This window comes from Myxosarcina sp. GI1(2024) (assembly GCF_053543375.1).
Genome location: NZ_JBKGTY010000003.1, coordinates 793,185 through 817,908, shown reverse-complemented (window position 1 = coordinate 817,908; position 24,724 = coordinate 793,185). Strand labels below are relative to the sequence as shown.

Annotated in this window: 17 protein-coding genes and 1 pseudogene; 11 read left to right on the top strand and 7 right to left on the bottom strand. The window is 40.4% G+C overall.

Features of this window, described 5'->3' with window-relative positions; genetic code table 11:
* Positions 1 to 10: 10 nt before the first annotated feature.
* The 6 genes from ACLFKQ_RS17405 (at position 11) to ACLFKQ_RS17380 (ending at position 6,199) form a co-directional block, all read left to right on the top strand.
* Entirely contained in the window at positions 11 to 232 is a 222-nt protein-coding gene (locus ACLFKQ_RS17405) for a hypothetical protein (RefSeq protein ID WP_449001018.1), read from the top strand.
* 534 nt (positions 233 to 766) lie between these two features.
* A complete protein-coding gene (locus tag ACLFKQ_RS17400) occupies positions 767 to 2,947 on the top strand; it encodes a SpoIIE family protein phosphatase (protein WP_449001062.1) in 2,181 nt (726 codons plus the stop codon).
* A gap of 38 nt (positions 2,948 to 2,985) precedes the next feature.
* Positions 2,986 to 3,591: a slr1658 superfamily regulator gene (locus ACLFKQ_RS17395; protein ID WP_449001017.1), complete on the top strand. Its 606-nt coding sequence runs from the start codon at positions 2,986 to 2,988 to the stop codon at positions 3,589 to 3,591.
* Positions 3,592 to 3,657: 66 nt separating this feature from the next.
* Positions 3,658 to 4,011 carry a slr1659 superfamily regulator gene (locus ACLFKQ_RS17390; RefSeq protein WP_449001016.1) on the top strand — a complete coding sequence of 118 codons (354 nt, stop codon included), beginning with the start codon at positions 3,658 to 3,660 and terminating at the stop codon, positions 4,009 to 4,011.
* Between the two features lie 17 nt (positions 4,012 to 4,028).
* A complete protein-coding gene (locus ACLFKQ_RS17385; protein ID WP_449001015.1) occupies positions 4,029 to 5,645 on the top strand; it encodes a mechanosensitive ion channel family protein in 1,617 nt (538 codons plus the stop codon).
* 227 nt (positions 5,646 to 5,872) lie between these two features.
* On the top strand, positions 5,873 to 6,199 hold the full coding sequence (locus ACLFKQ_RS17380) for a hypothetical protein (RefSeq protein WP_449001014.1): 327 nt from the start codon (positions 5,873 to 5,875) through the stop codon (positions 6,197 to 6,199).
* 74 nt (positions 6,200 to 6,273) lie between these two features.
* Here ACLFKQ_RS17380 and ACLFKQ_RS17375 read toward each other — a convergent pair whose 3' ends face one another.
* Together ACLFKQ_RS17375 and ACLFKQ_RS17370 are read right to left on the bottom strand one after the other, a co-directional pair.
* The gene (locus ACLFKQ_RS17375; protein WP_449001013.1) at positions 6,274 to 7,662 is read right to left on the bottom strand and encodes a hypothetical protein; all 1,389 of its coding nucleotides are present in this window, start codon (positions 7,660 to 7,662) and stop codon (positions 6,274 to 6,276) included.
* Between the two features lie 7 nt (positions 7,663 to 7,669).
* A complete protein-coding gene (locus tag ACLFKQ_RS17370) occupies positions 7,670 to 11,125 on the bottom strand; it encodes a nitric oxide synthase oxygenase (protein ID WP_449001012.1) in 3,456 nt (1,151 codons plus the stop codon).
* Between the two features lie 357 nt (positions 11,126 to 11,482).
* Here ACLFKQ_RS17370 and ACLFKQ_RS17365 point away from each other — a divergent pair, with 357 nt between their 5' ends.
* Positions 11,483 to 11,803 carry a hypothetical protein gene (locus ACLFKQ_RS17365; RefSeq protein WP_449001011.1) on the top strand — a complete coding sequence of 107 codons (321 nt, stop codon included), beginning with the start codon at positions 11,483 to 11,485 and terminating at the stop codon, positions 11,801 to 11,803.
* A 180-nt stretch (positions 11,804 to 11,983) separates the two neighbouring features.
* Here the strand turns inward: ACLFKQ_RS17365 and ACLFKQ_RS17360 are convergent, their stop codons facing one another.
* A complete protein-coding gene (locus ACLFKQ_RS17360; RefSeq protein ID WP_449001010.1) occupies positions 11,984 to 12,910 on the bottom strand; it encodes a pentapeptide repeat-containing protein in 927 nt (308 codons plus the stop codon).
* Positions 12,911 to 12,938: 28 nt separating this feature from the next.
* On the opposite strand from ACLFKQ_RS17360, the pseudogene ACLFKQ_RS17355 reads away from it, so the two are divergent.
* Positions 12,939 to 14,209 (top strand): annotated as a pseudogene (locus ACLFKQ_RS17355) (IS701 family transposase).
* Between the two features lie 7 nt (positions 14,210 to 14,216).
* Here the strand turns inward: ACLFKQ_RS17355 and ACLFKQ_RS17350 are convergent.
* On the bottom strand, positions 14,217 to 14,345 hold the full coding sequence (locus ACLFKQ_RS17350; RefSeq protein ID WP_449001009.1) for a hypothetical protein: 129 nt from the start codon (positions 14,343 to 14,345) through the stop codon (positions 14,217 to 14,219).
* A gap of 399 nt (positions 14,346 to 14,744) precedes the next feature.
* Between ACLFKQ_RS17350 and ACLFKQ_RS17345 the strand changes: the two genes are divergently transcribed.
* A complete protein-coding gene (locus tag ACLFKQ_RS17345) occupies positions 14,745 to 17,051 on the top strand; it encodes a nucleoside hydrolase (protein WP_449001008.1) in 2,307 nt (768 codons plus the stop codon).
* Positions 17,048 to 19,762: a hypothetical protein gene (locus tag ACLFKQ_RS17340; protein WP_449001007.1), complete on the top strand. Its 2,715-nt coding sequence runs from the start codon at positions 17,048 to 17,050 to the stop codon at positions 19,760 to 19,762. The genes ACLFKQ_RS17345 and ACLFKQ_RS17340 overlap by 4 nt, the downstream gene beginning before the upstream one ends.
* Before the next feature lie 201 nt (positions 19,763 to 19,963).
* Here ACLFKQ_RS17340 and ACLFKQ_RS17335 read toward each other — a convergent pair whose 3' ends face one another.
* From ACLFKQ_RS17335 to ACLFKQ_RS17325, 3 genes are all read right to left on the bottom strand, one after another.
* The gene (locus ACLFKQ_RS17335; protein ID WP_449001006.1) at positions 19,964 to 20,203 is read right to left on the bottom strand and encodes a type II toxin-antitoxin system VapC family toxin; all 240 of its coding nucleotides are present in this window, start codon (positions 20,201 to 20,203) and stop codon (positions 19,964 to 19,966) included.
* Between the two features lie 235 nt (positions 20,204 to 20,438).
* Positions 20,439 to 20,645 carry a hypothetical protein gene (locus tag ACLFKQ_RS17330; RefSeq protein ID WP_449001005.1) on the bottom strand — a complete coding sequence of 69 codons (207 nt, stop codon included), beginning with the start codon at positions 20,643 to 20,645 and terminating at the stop codon, positions 20,439 to 20,441.
* Between the two features lie 91 nt (positions 20,646 to 20,736).
* Entirely contained in the window at positions 20,737 to 24,210 is a 3,474-nt protein-coding gene (locus ACLFKQ_RS17325; protein WP_449001004.1) for a WD40 domain-containing protein, read from the bottom strand.
* Between the two features lie 145 nt (positions 24,211 to 24,355).
* Here ACLFKQ_RS17325 and ACLFKQ_RS17320 point away from each other — a divergent pair, with 145 nt between their 5' ends.
* A complete protein-coding gene (locus ACLFKQ_RS17320) occupies positions 24,356 to 24,580 on the top strand; it encodes a hypothetical protein (protein ID WP_449001003.1) in 225 nt (74 codons plus the stop codon).
* The last annotated feature ends 144 nt before the right edge of the window (positions 24,581 to 24,724 follow it).

Sequence of the window (24,724 nt, the reverse complement as noted above, 5' to 3'; positions counted from 1 at the left end):
GAATTAGATCGTGATATTAGAAACAATCAAACAATTTTTTGACAATGCTCTAAAAAGATCTGACGATGGGACAAATTTCGAGCGCTCTTTAGGAGAGCGAGTTGAAGTAAGTAAGCTACCTACTGAGGCAAAACAAGCCTATAGTTTCTACAAGGAAAACGTAGAAAATGCCGACTGGGGAAGTGTTAGAGTCTATCAAACTTCAATTACAGTTCCAGTTTATGCCGTTTAAGATGACGGCTATTTAGAAATATACAGTCAAACTGGTGGAGAAGTGGTTGGCGGTAAACATGATACCAAAACCATTAATTGGCGCGATCGCGCCACCTAATTCTGTTATCTGACATCCCATAAAACAAAACTTTTATTAATTAAAATTTCTGACTTTTCCGATCTTTCTGACTTTTTAGGTAATTCTTTATTTGAGATCGAATTGTCAGACAATTAAATTTTTAACAAATTTTTTTTACTTTCAAGAGAAATAATTACGTATACTTACATACAAATAGACTTACCTTTAGATTTGTATGCTACTAAAGCTGCTCAAAACTTTTTAGCTGTACGGCAAGCGAATAAATATTATTTTTATTTGGTAAATGTCAAGACAGTTAATCTAGGTCGAACTTAATATCTGGTAGAAAAATCGACAAAACTCAAGAAAGCTCGTATCGAAAGGCATTCTTTGGGCAGTTTTCGATTGTCATATATTTCAACCTTGCTTCAACTAGCGATCGCCAAAATACAAAACACCGTCCAACTAAAAACTATGGTTCTTACCAAAAAACCAGCCAAGCCAAATCCTAAAAAATTTCGGCTTCGGACAACATTAATAATTCCTTTTGTTTTACAAATTATTGCTGCGGTAGGTTTAGTGGGTTATTTTTCCTATCGTAATGGCAGTCAAGCAGTTGAAGATCTTGCCAACCAGCTAACAGAGGAAGTAGCAGATCGCATTGAAGAACACGTGAATAAATATTTTGACAAACCCCACAATGCACTGCGGGTTCTTGATGATGGAATAAAAAGTGAAACTATCGATCTAGAGGACTTCGGGCAGTTGCAAAGCTACTTTTGGCAGTTAGTAAGAGCAAATGACTTTGAGAGTTACCACTCTTACGGCAACGAAGAAGGTGAGTTTGTTGGTGTAGAATACCGCAAAGACCGCAGCTATCAACTCAAGATTCGCACACAAGCTACCGAACCCATTCGTAAGGTTTATGCTTTAGACGGCTTGGGCAAACCAGAAGAGCTACTCAAAGAATCTGAATACGACCCCCGCGATCGCCCCTGGTATCTAGCAGCTAAACAGGCAGGTATAGCAACCTGGAGTCCGATCTATCCCTTCTTTTCGCGTCGCGACACAGATGCGTCATTAGGAATGTCGGCAGTTAGACCAATTTTCGATCGCAACGAGCAACTTTTAGGAGTTTTGTGTATTAATCTCACTTTAATTAGAGTTACTGATTTTTTTCAAAACCTGGAAATTAGTCCTAATGGTCAAGGCTTTATTATCGAGCGTTCGGGGGATCTAATAGTTAGCTCGACCAATACACCTACATCTCAACGCGATGGTGAGGGAGAGGATGCGGAAATTCTGCGCGTCTCTGCTTTGGAAAGCGAAAACAAAGTTTTACGGGCGACGGCAGAAACTATAGTAGAGAATTCTGGAGGTTTTGCAGCAGTCAAAGAGCGGGAGCAGCTAAAGTTTCAAATTGACGGCAAGCAACACTACGCTCAAATTCTTCCTATTCGAGATGGACGCGGGATTGACTGGCTAGTAGGAGTTGTCGTACCCGAAGCCGACTTTATGGCGCAAATTTATGCCAATACTCGCAATACTATTTTGCTGTGTCTGGCAGCTTTAGGAGTGGCGATCGCTATTGGTATTTTGACCGCACGTTGGATTAGTCGTCCTGTTTTGAGAATTACCGAGGCTTCCGAACAAATGTCAGGGGGAAAGCTCGATCGGCGAGTTAAAGAGTCAAGCCACATTGTCGAGATGGAAACGCTGGCGCGATCGTTTAACAGCATGGCGGCACAGCTTAGAGAATTGTTTAATAACTTAGAAGATAAGGTACAAGAACGAACTGCCGACCTTGCCAAAGCTAACCAAGAAATTACTACTCTCAATCAAAAACTAAAAGCTGAAAACCTGCGTATGGGTGCAGAATTAGATGTAGCACGACAGCTACAGCAATTAGTCTTACCCAAACCCGAAGAACTAGAAGATTTGGAGGGAATTGAGATTGCTGGCTTTATGGAACCTGCCGATGAAGTCGGCGGCGATTATTACGATGTCTTACATACCGAAGGTGTAGTTACTATTGGCATCGGCGACGTTACAGGACACGGACTAGAAAGTGGCATCTTAATGCTGATGACCCAAACTGCCGTCCGTACCCTCCAAGAAATTCGCGAAAGCGATCCCGTGAGGTTCTTAGATACTCTCAACCGCACCATCTATCGCAACGTCCAACGGATGAACACCGATAAAAATCTCACCTTAGCGATTCTTAACTACGCCGAAGGCAGAGTCAGCATTAGCGGACAGCACGAAGAAGCAATTGTAGTGCGTGCGGGGGGCAACATCGAACGCATCGACACGATGGATTTGGGTTTACCTATTGGACTCGATGATGATATTGCCGATTTTATCGACCATACATTAGTAGAGTTAAATCCAGGGGATGGGGTCGTAGTTTATACAGATGGCATACCAGAAGCCTTTGACATGGCAAAAAAACAATACGGTATGGATAGGTTTTGTCAAACTATTGCTAAAAACTGGCATCTTTCTGCCAAAGAAATCGAGCAAGCAATTATCGAAGATGTCAGAGTTCACATCAATAAGCAAAAGGTTTTTGATGACATCACCTTAGTAGTTCTCAAGCGACAACCTACTGCTGTTGAAGAGCAAGTACAAGCTACTGCCGTTGGGGAAGTTTAGAAGTTAGTTAAAATGCCAATTTTTCAAAAATTAATAGCATGAACAAAATATTTGGTGATTATTTTGAAGAACTTTCTGACGAATTGGATTCTTTAGAAATGACTTTTACACCGAGCGATCGCTCGATTAAAAAAAGATGGAAAAATAATCGTTTGTCGGCGCAATTTATTGCCGAATATTTCTCCGCTTTTTTACCAATAGATGAAAACGATACTAAAGATGCAAGGCGAATTGAAGAAAGTAAAAGTGCGATTACGTATGTGGCCAACGAATTGTTAGAAAACGCCATGAAGTTTAACGACGATCGGAGTAATTTTAAAGTTAGACTCGGTATCTATTTTTTGGAAGATATGACTATTGAAGATACAGAGATTATGGCTTTACTATTTGCTACCAACAGTGTTACGCCTCAAAATGCAGACAAGTTTCAAGCATTTTTAGCCGAATTACTCGCCGCCAATCCTGAAGAGTTTTACGTTACTCAGGTAGAGAAAAGTTTGGAAGACGAACACGGCGAAGCTTCTGGGTTGGGTTTTTTGACGATGATTAATGATTATGCAGCCAAATTAGGCTGGAAATTTGAGACAATAGGAAACCGCACGCCAATCCATACAGTCACCACTATGGCGAGAATAACGATATAAGTCGCTTTTGACTAAAATAGCTAGCTTGAAGCAATTTAAACAATAGTAGTTTAGTAACCAATAAACATGGCAATAGAAGAAATTAAAGCAGAAGATTACTTCGTACAGCACGATCCAGATACATCTACCGTAAAATTTTCAGGGTTATTGAGTCTGGGAGGACCAAAAGAATATGCACCCATAGCCGACTTATTAAAAAATATTGCCGATTCCGAACCTCCAGAAATAACTCTCGATCTCAGAGAACTAGAGTTTCTTAATAGTTCGGGTATTAGTATGTTATCTAAATTCGTTCTAAGCTTACGTAAAAAGAAAAACGTGCAGCTAATAATTTTAGGCTCGAATGATATGCCCTGGCAGGGAAAATCTCTTAAAAATCTGCAAAAGTTTCTGCCTAGTTTGAAGTTAGAAATTGAATAAGCAACTGCGCGAACTATATGTTTTTGGAAAAGATTTTTATCTGGGAATTAAATAGCTGGACTGGTGTAGCTCTTTATTCGCTGCTAGCTGCGATCGCCACGATTATACTTTACTTCATCTCTTTTTATATACTGCGATCGCTGTTTCGTAAATTCGAGCAAGATATTGCTTTAGTTACTCTTAATGTCTCTACATATCCCGCTCTAGCGGTTTTTTTGCTTTCTAGCCTCAAGCTAGTTTTTAGTAGTTTAGCCGATTTAGAGATAATCAAAGATCTCGAACAGCTATTCACCGCAGGTCTAATTATTGCCGTTAGCTATTGGGCGATCGAACTCTTTACTAAAGTTGTTATTTATTACCTTAAAGATTACACTCTCCAAACCGAGGTAATGTGGGATGACGTACTATTACCTCTACTCGATGCAGTTATCCCTATCGTAATTGTCGTTCTTGGTAGCGGACTAGTTCTCAAATCTTTTGGAGTCGATCTTACAGGTATTTGGGTGACTTTGGGGGGAGCTACTTTTGTCATCGGCTTTGCAGTTAAAGATATTCTGGCAAACTTTTTTAGCGGTATCGTCTTGCTAATCGATACTCCTTTTCAGTTTGGGGATGTGCTGCGTCTTGAAGATGGTTCTATTGGAATGTTACGCAAAATTGGCGTTCGGGTAACTCAACTTTATATGTTCGATAATCATTGTGATATGTACATCCCCAACAGTGTTTTGCAGAGTCAAAATATTACTAATCTTAGCCGCCCTACCTCTTACTATTACTGCTCCGTTTCGGTTGAAATTCCCGTAGAATGCGATTTAGATCGCGTTCAAACAACGATGAAAAGAATTATTTTGGCACATCCCGATACACTAGGAAATATCGATCGCAAGCTAGAGTTTATCGACGATTTTTATCATGGCGGATTAGATGGAATTGATTTTACCGAACAACAAGAGATTGGCAGAGCCAGATTAGAAGCAGAGCAAGAAGTTAATTTTAAACTAGAAGAAATTTCCGCTTATCTAGAAGCTTTAGTATTGACAATTCAGTTTGCCGAAAAAGGAGGATTGACACAAGACGAAATTACCAATATTCAGCAAGAATACCGAGAAATATTATACTTATTTGGTTTAGAAACTGGAACAGAAGAAAATCTCCAAGAAGTCAAAGAAGATGACAGCTTAATCGAACTAATCAGAGAATGGTATCGTACTAATTTAAAAGATCCCAATTTACTTGACGACGACCAATCTTTGATCTCGGAAGAATGGGAACGCAAAATTAATTTACTAATTAAAAGAGTTCAACGTTTGTGGCAAAAAATTTCTAATCCCCAAAGAGAAGAAACGCGATTGGATGACTACGTTTTAGATTTGATTCAGTGGCTCAAAGATAAATTTAAACAGCCTAGAAGTAAATGGCAAGAACCGCAGGTAAAAATGATTGAAATGGAACACGATGAAGGTAGTATTTATGTCAAATTTACTCTTAACTTTTACGTTGACGATATTAAGTTAGAAAACGGCAAACGGGGAAGCCGTTTAAAAAGTCAAGTTTTTCAAGAAGTAATACGCTACTTCAAACAAATTTATCCCAATTTAGAAGAAAAACTAGAGAAGCATTTGGCATCTACTTAGTTTTAATAATATTTGAGCTAATTACTTTTGTTGTAGAGACACATCGAACCAATTATTCCTCCACTCATTAAATTATGTTGTTTTTTCATGACAATTCATATCTATAATCGCACATTGATTTTGGCTGTTACGCCAGGAATAACATCTAAAATTTAATCGACATGATATTATGATTTTTCTTTGTTAAATAGCTGTATTCAAAGCAACATAATATCAACGAGTTTCTTATGGAAAATAGACAACTCTTAGCACAGACAATGGCTTGCCTTCTCTGTACTACGCCAGAGACTACTTTAGGAAAACTTCTTAATTTTTGCCTAGCTGCCAAAGTTGAAGCCACAAACTCCCACAAAACACCTCTAGCTTTTGCCGAAGAATTGCTCGACCATCCTGAGAAGCTTTCTAACTGGATTTCCGACATAATCGATAGCGATGATGACTATAGCACCGATAAAATGGTTGCCGTTTCAGAGATGCGCCTCAAAAATCCTCAAAAATTTATGGAACTTTTATTTGAAGAACTTCAAGCTGTCAGGATTAACGAACCTGAATGAGCGATCGCTTTTTAGATTATTTTCCTTCTTCTCCTAGTTTCTCATCATTCAGTAGGGCGAATCACGATTCGCCACTACTCCTGCATCCCCGCGTATAGTAATCTGGCAAATAATCTCGCGCCGTCGTCATTTTTGAGTTCGTGATAATCAGGTGGTTGTCGTTCTCCAATTACCCGTAAATCGCGCAGTAGTTCGGGATGAAACTGACAGGTAAAAGAACGGCGAATTATCTTGCTTTCAAAGTCTTTATAGTTAATGCAGGTAGCAGAACATTCAGTTACTATCTCATCTGTTTCCGTTGAAGCAGTGGAACAAAGAATTTCTACAGCAAAAGGAAGTTGCATCAGCCAGGATAGAGAACTTCCTGCTAAAATATGACGATAGGGAATAATCGTATCGTGAATAAGACGATAAGCCCAGTTAGCTAATAAAATTGCTTCTTCATTCACTTCATCGGAGTGGAACATGGAAATATTTAGTTCGTGTTCGTATTCGATGGAAGTATCGATTACCCCTTCAAATTCATCGGCAGTTACTTCGTGGGCGGTAATTAACTCCTGGGGAATGCTTGAGGTTTCCCAGTCGGGGGATTGATAGTGCCATAGCTGGCGGTGTCCGATTTCTTTAAATTCATTTTCTCCCACGGCAAATTCGGGATGATCCCAGTTGTCAGCAGTTTGTCGTCCGTTTTTCTTGGTAACGAATAGAGAATTTCCCACCGCTTCAATTTGCTGACAAACTTTTTTGAGAGTATGCAAAGCGCGATTATCTTTGTCTCTGTCTAAAGACTCTAATTCTAGAACTTGTTTGACTGCTTTTTGAATCAAGTTAATGTGTGCCTGTGCTGCTAGCTGATGTCCCAAACAGATAAAAATTGCTGGTGCGCTAGTAGGCGATCGCGCCAGTAAAATCTTTTCGGTTAAAGTATGCAGATCGTCGAGAGAAATCTTTGCACCATCAAAACTGTGTTTATCTCTTACTGAAGAATTTCCCCCTTCTACAACTATGGCAATTCCCGAACTAATCACAGGTACGACCGCATCGGGGTCGAGTAGTCCCGAAGACCACACGGGAAAGACAATCGAATCGCAGTCGGCAATTTTCTGAGCGATATAGGCAACATTCAAGGAAGCTCTAACTTCCTCCCCGTGAGGATTTTCTCCTACGTGCTGCCAGGGTTCGATAATGGCGATCGCGTTTCTGTACAAGCGGGGATGCCGCATGAGAAAGTCAAGTTGGGCTTGGGAATCAATTACTTTTTCTAAAGGTTTGCCTTCACCCCACTTAAAATTAGCATTTTCAGCTTGCAGGGTTTTATCTGGTAAAGGATCTGGAGAATGGCGATCGCATAAGAAACGACCGAGTAAAATATGAACCGACTCGAAATACGAACCATCTTCGGCAAAATAGCCTGGTTTTAATCGCCAGTTGGCAGTGCTTTGCTTTATTGTATTTGAAACCATCTCAAAGTTAATTTATAGTTTGTTTGTGAAACGGACATGAGCCATTACTATTTTCTACATTAGTTTTCCAAGGTTCTGATAGATAAAAATAGTTGGGCTTGAGGATACGGTTATTCATTTCTACTGGATACACTGGAGTGGTCGAACCAGAAACGGGGGGTACGATCCAGCCCCAATCAGCATGAACGGGACGTAAAGAGCGTTGCTCGTCTGCCATAAACTGCATAAAGTAATCGGTCATGGTGTGATGGTCGATTAGCCTGACACCATGCTTTTTAAAGGAATGAACTACGGCTAAGTTTAACTCTGCTATAGCAAAATCTTTCCAGAGAGTATCGTTACTGCTGCAATCTAAACCCATCTTTTCGGCAATAGTCGGCAGCATATTATAGCGGTAGGCATCGCTAAAGTTACGTCCGCCAATTTCCGTTCCCATATAGAACCCGTTAAAGGGCATACAGGTATATTGAATACCGCCCAAGTCTAGAGACATATTGCAGACGGCAGGAAGAGCGTACCATTTAAGTCCCAAGTTTTTAAACCACTGATAGCGAGGATGGGAGAGAGGTACGTCTAAGATAATTTCAGAGGGAAGTTCAAACAGACGGGGTTCTTTACCTGGTAGCTGAATAACGATCGGTAAATAATCGAAGGCGGTGCGGTTTTCTTTTGTCCAACCAAGTTTAAACGCTTGTTCGGTAAATTCTAGGTTAGCAGGATCTCCTAAAATAGTGCCGTCTGGCTGCTTGTATGCCGCATAGCGCAATAGCTGAGAGTTCCACAAACGCCTACCATCGGGTTTAAATACGGTCATAACCGCTCTAATATCCCCGTTGTTAGTGCCAATTTTGATATGTTCGACGATCGCTTCAAACATCTGCTCTTCAGTTTCCAAATGTCGCAGATCTCGTACCAGTAGACTTTGCCAAAAGTAACGTCCTACACAACGGCTGCTGTTACGCCATGCCAACCGCGCCCCAAAGGTAAGTTCGTCTAGGGTATGCTCGTATGTGCCAGTAGTTTCTATTGACTGGTTGACTTCCTGCCAACGGGGTAAAAAGACTTCTGGTAGCCCCCGTTCTAAGTAACACTGCTTGAGAAAGACTTCTGCTTCTTCGGCTAAAGAATTAACGGGTTGAATTTCAAAGCTATGGGTTTCGATGGGTGTCACTCCACCCGCTAGCTGCACTACAGAACGCTGGGGTAAGCGGTCTTGCGCTTTGCCTTCTTCATCTAGTTTGGAAGAAAATAATTCTTGGCGAATGGCATCATCTTGCCATCCTGCCTCTACCAGATGCGATCGCACTGCATCCATATAGGCACTCGGACCACAAAGAAAAGCTACCGCACCTCCGCTATATTTATAAGAATGCTGTACTTCTTCAACACTCAATCTTCCTTCTGTGCGCGTAGGACGTAGCTTAACCGATAAATTGGGATGTTCTGCGGTTAAATTTTCTAATTTCTGTTTTAAAATAAAATCTTCAGCATTTGGTGCAGACCAATCTAAATGAAACCTTCTGTTATCTCTCTGTGCGGCTAAGGTTCGCATCATGGCTATGGCGGGAGTAACCCCAATACCGCCAGCAAAGAAGTATACGGGCTGTTCGTCGGTTAAGAAATAATCACCGCGAGGTTGAGAAATGCGGAACAGAGAATGAGCATCTGCGCGATCGCACAGCCAACGGGAAAATAAGCCCATTTCTTCTCTTTTGACAGTAATTTCATAAGCTTGAGTTTTATCTGCTGCTGAAGATAAGCTATACGCCCTCGTTACCCAAATTCCGTCTACTCTCCCCTGAATTAAAATATGCTGTCCTGGTTTGGATACAGTTGTTGCCTCACTTACAGAGCGAAACTGAAAGCTAAAGATACCCCGTCCTAAATCTTGTTTGGATACTAACTCAGCTACAGCTAAATTTGCCGAACCCAATAGCTCTTCTACTAAAGGCTGACAGCCACCACAGATCATCGTTACCTTTGTCTCTTCGGCAATTTGTTCTAAAGTATCCATCCCCCCTTCGATCGCCTCCTGCAACTTACCACAGGTGATTTGCGTGCAGTTACAAACTATACCTTCAGGCTCAATTAGACTAGAAGTTTCTTCAATTTGTAACTCTCCTAATTCGCGGAATAAATTAATTTGCCAGCGTGGTAAAGGCTGATGTTTAAACAATAGCTCGGTTGCCCAACGCCTTCCCGTCCACAAACCCCGAACGGACATACTTATCAATCTACTATTTTTTAATTTAAGAATTCTTTCGCCGCCCTTGGGTAATTCGTGACGCACTTCTTCAACTTCGCCACTAGCTTCACCCACTATTTGCCATTCAACAGCCTTATTATCTAAAGTGCGGATTCCTTGTAACAAGCGATCGCCACTTTGCAATAATTTTGTAGTCAAGGCTGGTTTTCCTTCCAGTATTCCTTCACTAGTAGTAAGAACACCCCTACCAGACAAAATATAAACGTTGATGAAATCTAAGACGTGCTGTTCTAACCAATTACCCAAAGTGATGCTGTCTTTACCTAACCACTGGCTAGAATCTACTACAGATAAATCAAACTGTTGTAAGCTCGATAGTAAATCCAGCCAGGAACGAGCCGCTGTTTCTGCCATACCTTTTGCCGTCAAGTCATACAGTGCGGTCGCTCGCGGCACGTCAATGTACTGCACTTCATAAGGAACATCAGCTAAAATTTTCTCTAAATGCTCGCTCAAACCCTCGATAAATTCTTCAAAGTCAATCGAGCCATCTTTGTTGGTATCGGCTTCATCAATAATAGTTTGTGCTTCTTCTCTGCCATAACCCAATTTCAGCAGATAGGGAAACATCTCTTCGGTATCAATCTCACCACTTTTATCTACGTCGATCGCTTCAAACCGACTCATAGCAAACTTACGGCTATCTAAATTACTTTTTAAAGCTTGAGAAATCTCCCTGGCTAAATCTGCTCCCGTTAACTTGCTTCCACTTAAAACTATTCTTTGACTGTTGCTATTTTCATCTTGTAGCCAGTTACATATACCGTCTACTAGATCTTGAGAACACAACCAAGGCAAGGCATCATTTCCTAATGGTAAAGATAGAGTTCGACGATTTTTAATCTCTTTATTGTTTCGCAATAGTTCGTCAATTAGAGGCGCATGACGCACGATTAAAGTTTTTTGCTGGCATGAAGTAACTATAGCTTCTGCTGCTGCCAATTTTTTGCCTAAGTCGCTATGTTCGGGACAGATAGGCGCAACCCAAATTAGACATTTAGCTAGATGATGAATCTCAACAAAAGAGTGAGTAAGTTCGACTACCTCAGACAAATCTGACGACGTAACCAACATAAAAGCGACTGCCGAATCTTCAGCATCGCGATCGATAGCTTGTTTGACTTGAATTTCTGAAGCTGTCAGTCGAGCGAGCAGTTGTTTGGCTGGTGTATAAGCTGGGTTTGATGCTCTTATCACTACCTTTCGATTCGTTACTAATTTTGCAATCATAAACTATTAATATAAGTTCGCTTGTCAAACGATCGACAATATGAGTCTTAATAAAATTACACAGTTTGTTTTGTTAGCTGAAATAGCCAAACCACTTTTAAAATTAAGATACTAAAACTTTAATTGGTTATTTTGCTTTCAAAAAAACTCCTTACTTTCTGACTTTTAAGACAAAGCAAAAGTAAATTACAAAAATAATCTAAAAAAGTCAGATCTTAATATTCTCTAGGTTTTCTCTCTTTTTTTCTACACAAAAATACTTTAAATTAACTCTAGCCATTTTTAGCGATCGCAATAATCATCAACTATTACAGAAACTCAGTCATGGATGAAAAAAAAGCAGCACTAACTAAAGCAATAGCTATCCTCTTATCTGTTACACCTGAAACAACTCTCGGTAAGTTTCTCGCACTGTGCTTAGAAGCAAAAGTAGATGAAGATATTGCAGGTGAAACACCTTTGGCAGTAGCTCAAAATTTTATCGACAAGCCAACTTCTCTACCTTATTGGACGCAGGAAATTATTTGTGCCGACGGCGAACTCAAACCAGAGGAATGGAAGGCGTTGGGAGAAATGCAAATTACCGATACAGACGCTTTTTTGGCTTCTTTGTGGTCGGAGTTAGAAACCATTGATATAGGCTAAGCTATTCTCTCTATTAAAAAAAGCTTTTAGCTACAAGCTTTAAGCTCTAAGCTTAATTAAAAACTATTCATTGCTATACAATAAGATAGGGAACTTAAACTCAAAGCTAACAGCTAATAGCCACCGCGAAGCGGTTAAATTTGTACCTTACAAAGATAAAGAGTCGCGATCGCGCTTGTGTCAAATATTTAAGGCTCCGTTATTTCTGAGCCAATTTTTTTGTGTTACGGTTAATCCTCGCACATAGGTAAAAACTGACCCCTCTACGCGACAGCGAGATAAATCGACATTTTCTAGCTGACTATTTTCTAAATTAGCCTGTCGCAAATCCGTATCTAACAAACTTGTATTAGTTAAAGTAACGCCTTCTAGATTAGCCCCAAACAAAGAGGCGCGATTTAAATTAGCATTAGTGAAGTCAGCTTCAGTTAAATTTGCCAACTCTAATTCGGCATTGGTTAAATTAGCCGATCGCAAATTTGCTTGGCTTAAATTAGCAGCAATTAAGTTGGCTTTACTTAAGTTTGCTTCGATAAAAATAGCTTTATTTAATTGCGCTTTTTCTAAATAAGCTGTCTGCAAGCTGGCATGAGAAAAGTCTGCTTCTTCACCTCTAATTAAATCGAAATTGACACCGTTAAAATTGGCTTTCGTACAAACAGATTGACTCAAATTAGCGTTATAAAAATCAGCGCGGTCGCAATTAGCATTAGTCAAACTCGCTCCCTGTAAATCTACGCCCATAAACTTAGCATTTTGTCCATAAATGTTTTCTAAATTAGCCTGACTTAATTTAGCGCAACTAAGATCTGCTGAAGCTAAATTTGCTTCGCTTAAGTCAGCCCAAAGCATACTAGCAAAATGTAAATATGCCTGTTTTAAATTGGCTTTATTTATAATTGCTCCGTTTAAGTCCGTCCAAATAAAGCTAGATTGGCTAAGATTTGAGTTGCTTAAATTAACTGCGCTTAAATTACTATGATTAAAAATAGCACCGCTTAAGTTGCTATTATTAAGATTAACTTTACTAAGATCGACATTAGCGGTACTTAAACAATTTAAACAGACAAAATAAGATAGAATACCTTTGCTGATTAACTTTAACATTATTCTAAAGCCCGATCGCACTTACTTTATGAAAGAAACTACTCCCGCAGCCATGCCTCCCTGTTTCGATAGATGAGATGGTGTCAAAAGTTTGATGATTTACTGAGAACTAAAGCGCAAAAAAGGGAATTCAGACATTATTTAGGAGGATTATTAGGGGAAAGTGAGCGAAAAAATGTATCTCAAATGGCTAAAGACGCAGTAGAGGTCACATACCACAAATTACACCATTTCTTAACTGAAGCAACTTGGTCAGCGAACAAGATAAATGAACGTCGCTTAGAAGTGATGAACAAGTGTAATCAAACGAGAATCAGTAAGGGATTTAGTCTAATTGTTGATGACTCTGGGCATAGAAAAAGTGGTAACTTTACCGCAGCAGTAGGTCGTCAATATATTGGGGAAATTGGGAAAACAGATAATGGCAATGTTGTAGTAACAACTCATCTATATGATGGCCAAAAAAGCTTACCTTTAGACATAGAACTATATCAACATGGTAATTCGTTGCCCGAAGGAAAGAAAGACAGAGAATTCAAGAAAAAACCCACCTTAGCCTTAGAATTAATCGATAAAAGTTTGAAGAGGGGATATCGACCAGGACTAGTATTAATAGATTCGTCCTATGGTAACAACACAACTGTTTTACTCGAACTGGAAAAAAAGAAATTAAAGTATATAGGAGGAATCGCTAAAAATCGTAATATTTTGGTTAAAACTCCATCAAATCAATTAGAAAAAATCAGAGTAGATGAATATGCTCAATGGTTATCTGATGAGGAATTTAAGGAGATTCAAATCCAGGGTGAAAAACCTAGAACCGTCTGGGTAGCAATAATAGAAGCAGAAATATCAAGGCTAGAAGGAATCAGAAAAATAGCTATCGTCATGAGTGCACCAATCTTTGAAGATGCTGAAGATATTGACTACTTACTCACAAATGTTGAGGGAGAAATAGTAACCGAGCAATGGATAGTTCAAACTTATGCTCAGAGAAACTGGATAGAAGTTTTCTATCGAGAAGCCAAGGGATGGTTAGGATTAAAAGAGTATCAAGTTAGAGATAAGAAGAGTTTGGAAAGACATTTTATTCTAGTTTTTTGTGCCTATACTTTTATCCTTTGGCATAAGCTTACTGGAGGTTTAAGAAGACGTTGGGCGAACAAACCTTTGGAGACATTTCCTGAAGCATTAGAAGCTTTTCGTACAGGTATATCTTATCGTTTTGTCCAATGGTTGAACCAAAATCGCGACGTATTCGTAGCTTATAAAGCTAGTTTGGGCTTTGTTTGGGCTTGATTTTTGTTTAAGTACCGTTAGTAAAATCCCTAAGATTGGCTGCATAGCGATCGCAAATTGACTGGGGATCGATCTTAACCCAAGAAGCCTTTCGAGTTTTGCCTTGGCGCGATCGCCAACCTGTTGTTATAGACATTTTTTTAAATCAAAACAAAAATGTCACAAATAAAGTTTATATATTGACACTTTTTAAGTATACAATAGTTAGCTTTTAGGTATCTATAGATTAACTTTTGTTTAAGGCTAGTAATCTTCTGACTTTTCAGATTTTACTCGATTGTCATCCCATTAAAAGACTGCTTTTTTATTTTTTTCTTGAAAAAGACAGAAAGTAAGAGAGTTGTAGTAAATTGTTTTCTTTGAAGCCAAAAAATGTATTCTATAAAAATGTAATATGACAAGTTGAAAATTCTTAAAGCTTGTATTTATTAACTAGTAAACACTCTATTAAATGAGCTTTTGTGTTCTGTTGGCGATCGCGATTAAAAAAACTATTCCTTTTTAATCGATCTTTGTAGTGGTTTTAAAAAAACTAATGACTGAAATATCAAAACCAACTCCTTTAATTTTTGATGATGATGGTAGTCAAGATGGAATGACGGCATTAGCCTATATGCTGGCAAACCCTGAATTTGATGTCGAAGCTATTACCATCGCTAATGGAATTGCCCGTCCAGAAACCTTTGCTGATAATCTTAAGCGGATGTTGGGACGTTTGGATTATACAGACATTCCTATCGGAGTAGGGCGATCGACTCCCTTAGCAGGAAACAATGAATTCCCAGATTTTATTCGCGACGGTGCGGACACTTTCTGGACTCCTTTTGTAACTTTACCCGAAGAAGTACCTGCAATTGAAACCGAGTCTGCGGCAGAGCTAATAATTGAAACTATCAACAGTTCGCCAGAACCAGTAGCAATTTTGGCAACGGGACCCCTAACTAATATCGCCGAAGCTTTGCGCCAAGAGCCTTCAATTATCGATAATATTTCGGTTCTTCAAGTTATGGGTGGCGCACTAGACGTTCCTGGGAACTTACCCGTACTTCCCGACCCGCCATTTTCCACCAACGAAACAGCCGAATTTAATATCTGGGTCGATCCAGTTGCAGCCCAAGAAGTTTTCGCAGCAGGAGAAGATGGTTTAGAAATTCAACTCACTCCCCTAGATGCTACCAATCAAATTGAATTCGATCGCGAAAATTATCAAGACTGGTTGGATACTGGAACGCCCGAAAGCGAAATTGCAGCCGAATTTTTGGACTTTGCACTGGAAATAATTCAAAGTGACAATGACCCCAACCCCGTTTGGGATTTGGTAGCGGCGATTAATCTAGCCGAACCAGACTTTTCTCCTGAAACTCCCGTACACATTGATGTAGATACCGCATCCGACCCAGGAGAAAACCAAGGACAAACCTCAGTCGTCGAAGATTTGCCCCCTAATGTTTTGGCTTCTTTAAACCCTAGCTTTGCCAACATTCCTTTTGATGCGGGAGAAGTTTTTTCTTACTTGGAATTGCCAGTCGTCAACTTTAGTGCAGACCGCACCGCAATTACCGAAGGTGGACAAGCGCAACTTTTGACCTTCCATCTTAGCGAACCTGCACCCGAAGGAGAGTTAGTTATCAATTTAAATATAGATGACCCCGACGGAGAAGGGGCAGATACCGAATTTCCCTCCGAACTAATAAGCAACATTGTCGATTTCGGACAGGTAGAGGAGAACGGCGTAATTACCGCCAGCCTAACTATTGCTGAAGGCTCGACAGAAGCCACTTTTGGCATTGCCGCTTTAGAAGACGAACTCGATGAAGGGAACGAAACTTATTCCCTGACATTACTTGAAGACGAAAGCTACCGAGTAGATCCTGCATCTACCGCTATTATTACAACTATTGAAGAAGCGATCGCAAGTAACCAAACAACTACAGTCAGTTTAACGCCTGAAAGCGTAATTGCCACTGAAAGAGAAACTTTTGCCTGGAACTTCAGTTTAGATCGACCCGCACCAGAGGGGGGTTTGTCTTTAGTTCTGTCAATTACGGATAATAACGACCCTGCACCAGGGGATGTGGAATATAACATCGACGGCAGCAGCAACATTGCTGACTTTGAGTTTGTGACTGCTAGCGATGAATCAATTTCCCAAATCTATGCTTTTGGCGATAGTTATTCAGATGATGGACGTTCCCTGGAAATTTCGACCGAGGCGGTAAATGCAGGAGTCCCCGATGCTTTTATCTTGCCAGCCGACCCAGAATTAGGTCTTTACGACGCTGAGGGACGTTGGACTAATGGAGAGACAGCAGTTGAAGTATTGGCGCAAAACTTAGGAGTCGGTCTAACAAACTATGCCGTTGGTGGTGCGAAAAGCGGTAACGGCAATTACTACAGTTGGTTAGATTCTGTGCGAGATACAGGAGTATTCGGTCAAATTGACCAGTTTACCAGCGAATCATCAGGAACAGCAGATCCCGACGCTTTGTACTTTATCTTTGCTTCAGCCAACGACTTTTTTGAATATGCTGATTTCGGTTTGCCTGGAACAGTTGAAGAGTTAGCAGCCCAGACTGTAGAGAATATTGCCGATAGCGTCACCGAACTAGCGGAACTAGGCGCGGAACAGTTTTTGGTCGTCAATTCTTCCGATCTCGATATTTTGCCTGGTGTAATTGAGTTCGGACAAGCCGAAGAAGCAGAATTGTTTGTCGATGAAGTTAACAGTCTGCTTCCTCAAGAATTGGCATCCCTGGAAGCAGAACTAGATGTCGACTTGCTCTGTACGACCACGTTGCCATTAGCGATGAGATTCGTGCCAATCCTCAAGATTACGGCTTGAGTAACGTAAACGATCCCTATCAACCAGTTTTTCCCGTCGAACCTCCTGGAGATAATCCCGACGAATATTACTTCTGGGACGAGTATCATCCCACCCGACGTACCCACGAAATTATCGGTGACGATATGGCGAATTTTGTAGATAGCGAATTCGAAAGTGATGTCTCCGTTGGTTTCAACCTCACTATCGCTGAAGGTGCGACCGAAGCAACTTTAGTTTCTCAGGCTATAGCTGATGGTGTGCCAGAAGAAACAGAAATTTTTACTACCGCGATTGCAGACGGTGAAAACTACCGCGCAAATCCCGCTCAAAACCAAATAGTTACTACTTTACTAGATGAGGACAGTATGACTCAAACAACAGTTAGTTTAACCCCTGAAACTTTAATTGCCACCGAAGGCGAAACCTTTGCTTGGAACTTTAGCTTAGACCAAGCCGCACCAGAAGACGGTTTATCTTTATTTTTGCCAATTACTGTCAATGACGACCCCGCACCTGGAGACGTTGAATACAACATCGACGGCAGCAGCAACATTGCTGACTTTGAATTTGTCGTTAACAACGATGTTTCTATTGGCTTTAATTTAACTATTGCCGAAGGTGCCACAGAAGCTACTTTAGTTTCCGAAGCCGTAGCTGATGACATTACCGAAACCGATGAAACTTTTACTACTGTAATTGCCGATGGCGTAAACTATGTTGCCGACCCCGAACAGAACGAAGTTACTACCGTTATTACCGAACTACCCGTAGTCAGTTTAGTCACCGAAGAAGTAACGGTAGCTGAAGGGCAAACTTTTGCTTGGGACTTTAGCCTCAACCAACCAGCACCAGAAGGGGGATTGTCTTTATTCCTTCCCGTTACTGCCAATAACGACCCCGCACCTGGAGACGTGGAATATAACATCGACGGCAGCAGCAACATTGCTGAGTTTGAGTTTGTAGTTGAAGATGATGTCTCTATTGGCTTTAACCTCACTATTGCTGAGGGTGCCACAGAGGCTAGTTTAGTTTCCCAAGCCGTAGCCGATGGCATAGCCGAAGAGGAAGAAAACTTTACCACCGTTATTGCTGATGGCGAAAACTATCGCGCCAACCCCGCTCAAAATGAGGTAGTTACAAATCTCATTAATTTACCCACTCTTAGCGTCGTTGCCGAACCCACCGAAGTCGAAGAAGGGTCGCAATTATTCTGGAACTTCAAGCTTACCGAAGCAGTTGGTGAAGGTGGTTTAGCAGTGGCACTAGATTTAGTAGAAGACACCGACCCCTTACCAGGTGACATTACCTACTTCGTAGACGACAGCGAAAACATCACCGACTTTGAACTAATTATCAATGAAGATTCGGGTCTAATCGAACAGGCTATTGTCACTCTAGCTGAAGGCGCAACAGAAGCTACTCTGGTCAACGACATCATCGCCGACAATGCTACCGAAGGGGAAGAGAGCGTCAGCTTTGCTTTGGCTGAGTCGGATGAATATGCTATCGACTCCGAAGATAACGCTGCTAGCTTTACTATTCTCGACACTTCTACCGACCTACCCACCATTAGCGTTTTTGCCGAACCTACTGAAGTCGAAGAAGGCTCGCAACTGCTATGGAACTTTAGTTTAACCGAACCAGTAGGCGAAGGCGGTTTGGCTGTGGCTTTAGATTTGGTTGAGGACACCGACCCCCTGCCAGGAGACATTACCTACTTCGTAGACGACAGTGAAAATGTAACCGACTTTGAACTAATCATCAATGAAAATTCGGGTCTAATTGAACAAGCCATTGTCACTCTAGCTGAAGGCGCAACAGAAGCTACTCTGGTCAACGACATCATCGCCGACAATGCTACCGAAGGGGAAGAGAGCGTCAGCTTTGCTTTGGCTGAGTCGGATGAATATGCTATCGACTCCGAAGATAACGCTGCTAGCTTTACTATTCTCGACACTTCTACCGACCTACCCACCATTAGCGTTTTTGCCGAACCTACTGAAGTCGAAGAAGGCTCGCAACTGCTATGGAACTTTAGTTTAACCGAACCAGTAGGCGAAGGCGGTTTGGCTGTGGCTTTAGATTTGGTTGAGGACACCGACCCCCTGCCAGGAGACATTACCTACTTCGTAGACGACAGTGAAAATGTAACCGACTTTGAACTAATCATCAATGAAAATTCGGGTCTAATTGAACAAGCCATTGTCACTCTAGCTGAAGGCGCAACAGAAGCTACTCTGGTCAACGACATCATCGCCGACAATGCTACCGAAGGGGAAGAGAGCGTCAGCTTTGCTTTGGCTGAGTCTGAAGACTATAGTATTGATTCAGAAGTAAATTCCGCCAGCTTTACCATTCTCGATACTTCCACCGATTTAGATACTTCAACCTCTACCTCAATTTCCTTTGAACTAGACGATTTGTTAGTTCCCGCACGCGATGCAGTAATTGATGTTACCTTCGATCTCGACTATGTTTCGAGAATTGAAGATAGCGAGTTTCTACCCGTCGGAGAAATAGCAGATTCTATTGAGAACTATCTGGCTGACGAACCTGCTGACGGCGACTTCTTTGAAGTGATAACCGAAGATTTGGCTGAATTTCTGGTAAGTGATGCTGGTTTGGGTATCGGCTCGGTAGCGGAATCAATTACCGTAGAGTTAGATGTCGAACCTAATGCTGCGATCCCTTTCCCTTTCACGGTTACATCTACGGTTGAGATTGCATAAGCTAATCTTGGAATGATTAAAAAGCGATCCCACTTCTAGTTTTAGAAACGCGGTCGCTTTTTGATTGAGATTTCAGGCGATCGCACTTTAAATTGCAAAATGCAACTAGAAGGCGATGGGGTCTATTTCTCAATTACGGCGACCCCTTCACATTGGATAGAATAAAATCGGACAAGATTGAGCGATCTTTATTTAAAGCAATTAACTCATCGTAAGCGGAATGACTTTTACAAAAGGATAGTTAAGTATTTTTCTATCTACTGTGACTACAGAACTATCATATACTCTAGCTGTCGCCACAATTATTCTATCTGCTGGATCTTTATGAAAATCTCCTGGTAGAGATTGCGCCTCGACTGCGATCGCAGGTGTAATACTAATAAGAATAGTTCCTTCTTGCGCTAATGCGATTTCAAACCATTCTTGAATAGGTAAAGGCAAAATTATTCTTTCAACGCTAACCAGTTTGGCTATTTCATAAGACTTATGGTAGAAATTCCCAACCCACCTGGTCTTTCTTTCTCAATAATCTGGCGATGAAAACTAGTTAGCTTAGGATCGTTTTGATTCCACCAAACAAATAAATATATGAGTATCCAGAATAATCATCAAATCTCTTCATAACATTCCATATTCCAATCTTCTATGGAAATAGCAGGCTGTTCGGGGTCAGCATCTAGACGTAAGGTTGCTTGTTTGCTAACGGATTAGAAGCGTATTTGTGGCTTGCTCGATTGAGGTTGAAGTCTTGGGCAAACTTATTATTGATACCTTCATTCAAAATTTCTGAAGCTAACTTTTCTACAGATATTTGTTTTTCCGCAGCAGGTTTAATTAAAAGTTCTTGAGCCTCTGTACTAATATTTACATTTGTTCCGATCATGTTCAATTCCTTTTAAATTAATCTATTGACAGTAAATTAAAATTACGGACATTGACGACGCTTGCCTTCTCAATTTCATTATATGCGATCGCTATTCTCCTACATCATCACACAAAGCGCGATCGCTTTCCTCTACTTCGGCATTGTGGTGTAAATAATCTCTAACTAAGTTACAAGCGTAAGTAAGTTCGTCAAGATTGAGAATTTGCTTGATATCCCAAATCATTGCGGTTTTATCGGCACTACCTGAAACAATGTATTTACCATCGGGACTAAATTTAACTGCCCTTACCTTGGCATCGTGACCATACAAAGTTTTAATTAAAGTACCATCTCTACGCCATAGCTTAACAGTGTGATCGCTGCTACTGGAAATAATATACTTACCATTGGGACTAAAATCTATGTCAAAAACTTCCCCTTGATGTCCTTCAAGCTTAGTTAGCGATTTTTCCTGCCAATTCCATAATGCTACTTTGGTATCGGTGCTGGCGATCGCAATTATCGTACCATCAGGACTAAAAGTTTCCGACCAAGCTCTAGCTCGTGGAACTCTTGCGATTCGTTTACCATTGATATCGTAAAGTAAAAGTCCCATTCCCTGTGTCGCTACTGCGATAAATCTATCATCTGGACTTAATTCAATCCCTATAACTCCTTTTTGGATATTCCAGGTTTCTAGCAGTTGACCATCAATAGTCCATTGTTTTACCGTGCCGTCAAGACTACCAGAATAGACTTTTTTGTCGTCTTGAGAAAATTGTACTTCTCTCACTTCACCTCTATGAGCTTCAAGAGTATTTCGTAATTTGCCATCCCCATTCCACAGCTTAATCGTGCCATCTACGCCAGCACTTGCCAAGGTTTGTCCGTCGTTACTCCAGGCTAAATCTATAACCGTTGCTTGATGTTCTTCAAGAGTATTAATTAGTGTTCCATTCGAGTGCCATAGTTTAATCGTGCCATCTTCACTGCCAGAAGCAATTATTTTGCCATCAGGACTAATACCGAGGCTATATACCGTAGCAGCGCGATCGCTTAATACCTTTCTCAAAGGATAACTAAGTTGCCAAAATCTAATTGTGCCATCTCCTCCAGCCGAAACAATAGTCTTGCCGTCGGCACTAAATTCAATATCTTCTACACTTTCTTGATGACCTAAAAAAGTACCTAATCTATTTCCCTTAAGATTCCAGAGTTTAATTGCACCATCAAGACTAGAACTGGCAAAGACATTACCATCAGGATGAAATACAATCTTTGAAATCGAGCCATTGTGACCATCAATACTAACTAATTCTTCTCCTTGCTGATTCCAAATTTTAATTATTCCTCGATCGTCAGCAGAAATTAAGTACCGATTGTTAGCACTAAAATCTAATGCTGTAATGCTTCCTTGATGACCTATAAAAGTAGCTATTTCTTGACCTTTATTAGTCCATAGCCTGACCTTTGCACCATAACCGCCTGAAGCGACCGAGTTACCATCAGGATTATATACCACCTTCAAAGGAGTTTCTCGATGCTTTAAAGTTGCAATCTCCTTTCCTTGGACAGACCATATTTTCACAATATTATGTGCATAAGCAGAGACAATTTGTGTGCTATCGGGACTAAAATCTATTGAATCTATGTCTCCCCGATCGAATAGGATTTCTCTAATTAGTTTTCCGTCCGAGCGATAAATTTTTATGTTACCTTCTACATCGGCAATTGCTAATAGATTACCATCGGGACTAAAAGATATTGCAAATGATGATTTTAAATTTTGAATAGGAGAGGCAAACTCTATTTCTCTACCATTCCTTTGCCATAGTTTTATACTACCAGTCGCACTCGCCGATACTATTTTCTCTCCATCAGGACTAATATCGATATCCAAAATACTTGTAGTTTCTCCCGACAGACGATTATATTCTAAAGTGCCGAATAAAGATTGACTGACAGCTTCATCTACTTGAAAGTGTAAAGTATCACTTACACCTATTCGAGATGATTTTTTCTTGGCTTTAATAGCAGCTACTAAAGCGTCTAAACGTTGGTTGGAATTAAACAAACCTTCAGCCGAAGTAACTAAAGCCTTAATTTCTCCTAAAGTTGCTCGGCGATATTGGCTGAAAGCAATTAAACTCAAACCAGAAGTTATTACTAAACCTGCACTAGCTATAGTTAATAGCCATCTTTGTAATTTGTTTGCCTTTAGTTCTTGAAGTCTTCTTTTTTCTGTTTCGGCTAATCTTACTTGTACTTCTTTTAGCCTAGCTGCTTCTAAAGTTTTTTGTACTTCTTCTCGATCGACTTCTTGCGAAGCTGCTAGAAATTGATAGTCCAGATCGCCGAGGCTTTTTCCCTGCGACCATAGTAAAGCATCCTGTAAAGCTTTTCCTTTTAATAAACGAGATTTATCTAATTGTTCTGAATTAATCCAAGCCTGAAAAGTTTGTGAATATGGACGTAAATTTTTTAGCTGAGTTTCGACCCAGCAAGAATTAAAAATTGCTGCATAAATAGGGTTTTTAACTTTAAGATATCCTTGTTCTTTAACTATCAAGCCAGATAAAAATAGTTCGATGTGTTCGCGACTGTCATCGGCTGTTATTTTTTGCCCTGTCAGAATTTGCTGATAGATACCTAACAATCTTCCCGTTAGCTTTTCTCGATGAAATAGGCGATCGCGGATTGTCCGAAAGTGTTCTGGTACATCTTGTGATTCCCAATTATTAATAATTTGCGTTTTTACTATATTTTCTACATATAAACTTTCAGCGTTTTTAAATACAATTGAGCCATTGCGATCGCGGGATGCAATTAAATCGCAAAGTTTTTGGGTCAAAAAAGGCTGTCCTCCCGTCCAGTAAAGAATTGCCTTCATCAGCTTGTAAGAATCGCCACTGTGTTTGAGTCCCGCCAGCAGGGGTTTTACCTCATCGAACTGAAAATTATGCAAAGCGATCGCGTGACCGATGTTAAAGGGGGTACGCTGGCGATCGCGAATCAGATCCGATGGTGCCGCAACTCCGCTCAAGGCAAAGGTAATTCTTTGATAATTAGGATCGATCGTTCTACGTTCGTGACAGTAACGAATTAAAGCAAACAGGTCGTCAACGGTAAAATCGAGACTGAGAACTGTATCTATTTCGTCGATAAAAATAAAAATTCTCTCGCCAGGAAAATGAACCGTCAGTAACTCTTCAATAAAGCGACTCAATCTTTGTAAATAAGAAAAATCCTCCTGTTCGTTCCACCAATTTTTAAATTTGAGAATATCTTTTAAGCCCAATTCCGTGTATACTTGAGCTACCAAACCCTTATACCATTGCAACGGGGTTATTTGTTCGCTACCGATACTAGTCAGCTCGATGATGACACAACGATAACCTTTTTGCCTCAAACGATAAAAAGTCTGCACCAACAGAGAAGACTTTCCCATCTGACGGGAATTAAAGATATAGCAATAGTCTCCCTTTAGTAAGCGATCGTACAGTTCCCAATCTGCCGATCTTGCTACATAGCTAATTGCATCAACTGCGAGACTTCCTCCTACCTGATAGCGATAGTTTTTCATCTAATCTTTTAAAAATACAGCTTCTTCAATCTTCTAATAGTACGAAACCTAAAAAAAGTCTGAAAAGTATGAAAAACAATTTCGTTGAGACGAGCGATCCCTTTGTTCCTTCATCATATTCCAGAAATGTTTAACAGTACCATTATTGCTAAAATTTGTCACGCGATCGCGATTTCTACTGGTGCAGCCTGTTCATCTGGAGTATGTAGCACAGTCTCATGTTCTCAGAGCTATGAATTTATCTGAAGATCTGATTGAAAGCTCGTTGAGAATAGGATTGGGAAAATTCACGTGTGATCGCGAGATTGAAGAAGCCGCAGAAATTCTCTCTGAAGCTATTAGAAAAGTTCGCCAAGTAATGTTTATTTAGATCTTAAATAAATTTTCAAACAATACAATCAAAGACGAAGTATCGATTACTACTCTAGTCATTAATATCAGCTGTTTCTTCTAAGGGAAAAACGTAAGGATTCAGGTATCAGGGTTGACAAAAAGGAAAAAGAGATTAAAGTAG

What these genes read in the sequence shown, in the direction of transcription:
- ACLFKQ_RS17400 (WP_449001062.1), top strand. Translation starts at nt 767, where the DNA reads ATGGTTCTTACCAAAAAACCAGCCAAGCCAAATCCTAAAAAATTTCGG.
- ACLFKQ_RS17395 (WP_449001017.1), top strand. Translation starts at nt 2,986, where the DNA reads ATGAACAAAATATTTGGTGATTATTTTGAAGAACTTTCTGACGAATTG.
- ACLFKQ_RS17390 (WP_449001016.1), top strand. Translation starts at nt 3,658, where the DNA reads ATGGCAATAGAAGAAATTAAAGCAGAAGATTACTTCGTACAGCACGAT.
- ACLFKQ_RS17385 (WP_449001015.1), top strand. Translation starts at nt 4,029, where the DNA reads ATGTTTTTGGAAAAGATTTTTATCTGGGAATTAAATAGCTGGACTGGT.
- ACLFKQ_RS17380 (WP_449001014.1), top strand. Translation starts at nt 5,873, where the DNA reads ATGGAAAATAGACAACTCTTAGCACAGACAATGGCTTGCCTTCTCTGT.
- ACLFKQ_RS17375 (WP_449001013.1), bottom strand. Translation starts at nt 7,662, where the DNA reads ATGGTTTCAAATACAATAAAGCAAAGCACTGCCAACTGGCGATTAAAA.
- ACLFKQ_RS17365 (WP_449001011.1), top strand. Translation starts at nt 11,483, where the DNA reads ATGGATGAAAAAAAAGCAGCACTAACTAAAGCAATAGCTATCCTCTTA.
- ACLFKQ_RS17360 (WP_449001010.1), bottom strand. Translation starts at nt 12,910, where the DNA reads ATGTTAAAGTTAATCAGCAAAGGTATTCTATCTTATTTTGTCTGTTTA.
- ACLFKQ_RS17350 (WP_449001009.1), bottom strand. Translation starts at nt 14,345, where the DNA reads ATGTCTATAACAACAGGTTGGCGATCGCGCCAAGGCAAAACTCGAAAG.
- ACLFKQ_RS17345 (WP_449001008.1), top strand. Translation starts at nt 14,745, where the DNA reads ATGACTGAAATATCAAAACCAACTCCTTTAATTTTTGATGATGATGGT.
- ACLFKQ_RS17330 (WP_449001005.1), bottom strand. Translation starts at nt 20,645, where the DNA reads ATGATCGGAACAAATGTAAATATTAGTACAGAGGCTCAAGAACTTTTA.
- ACLFKQ_RS17325 (WP_449001004.1), bottom strand. Translation starts at nt 24,210, where the DNA reads ATGAAAAACTATCGCTATCAGGTAGGAGGAAGTCTCGCAGTTGATGCA.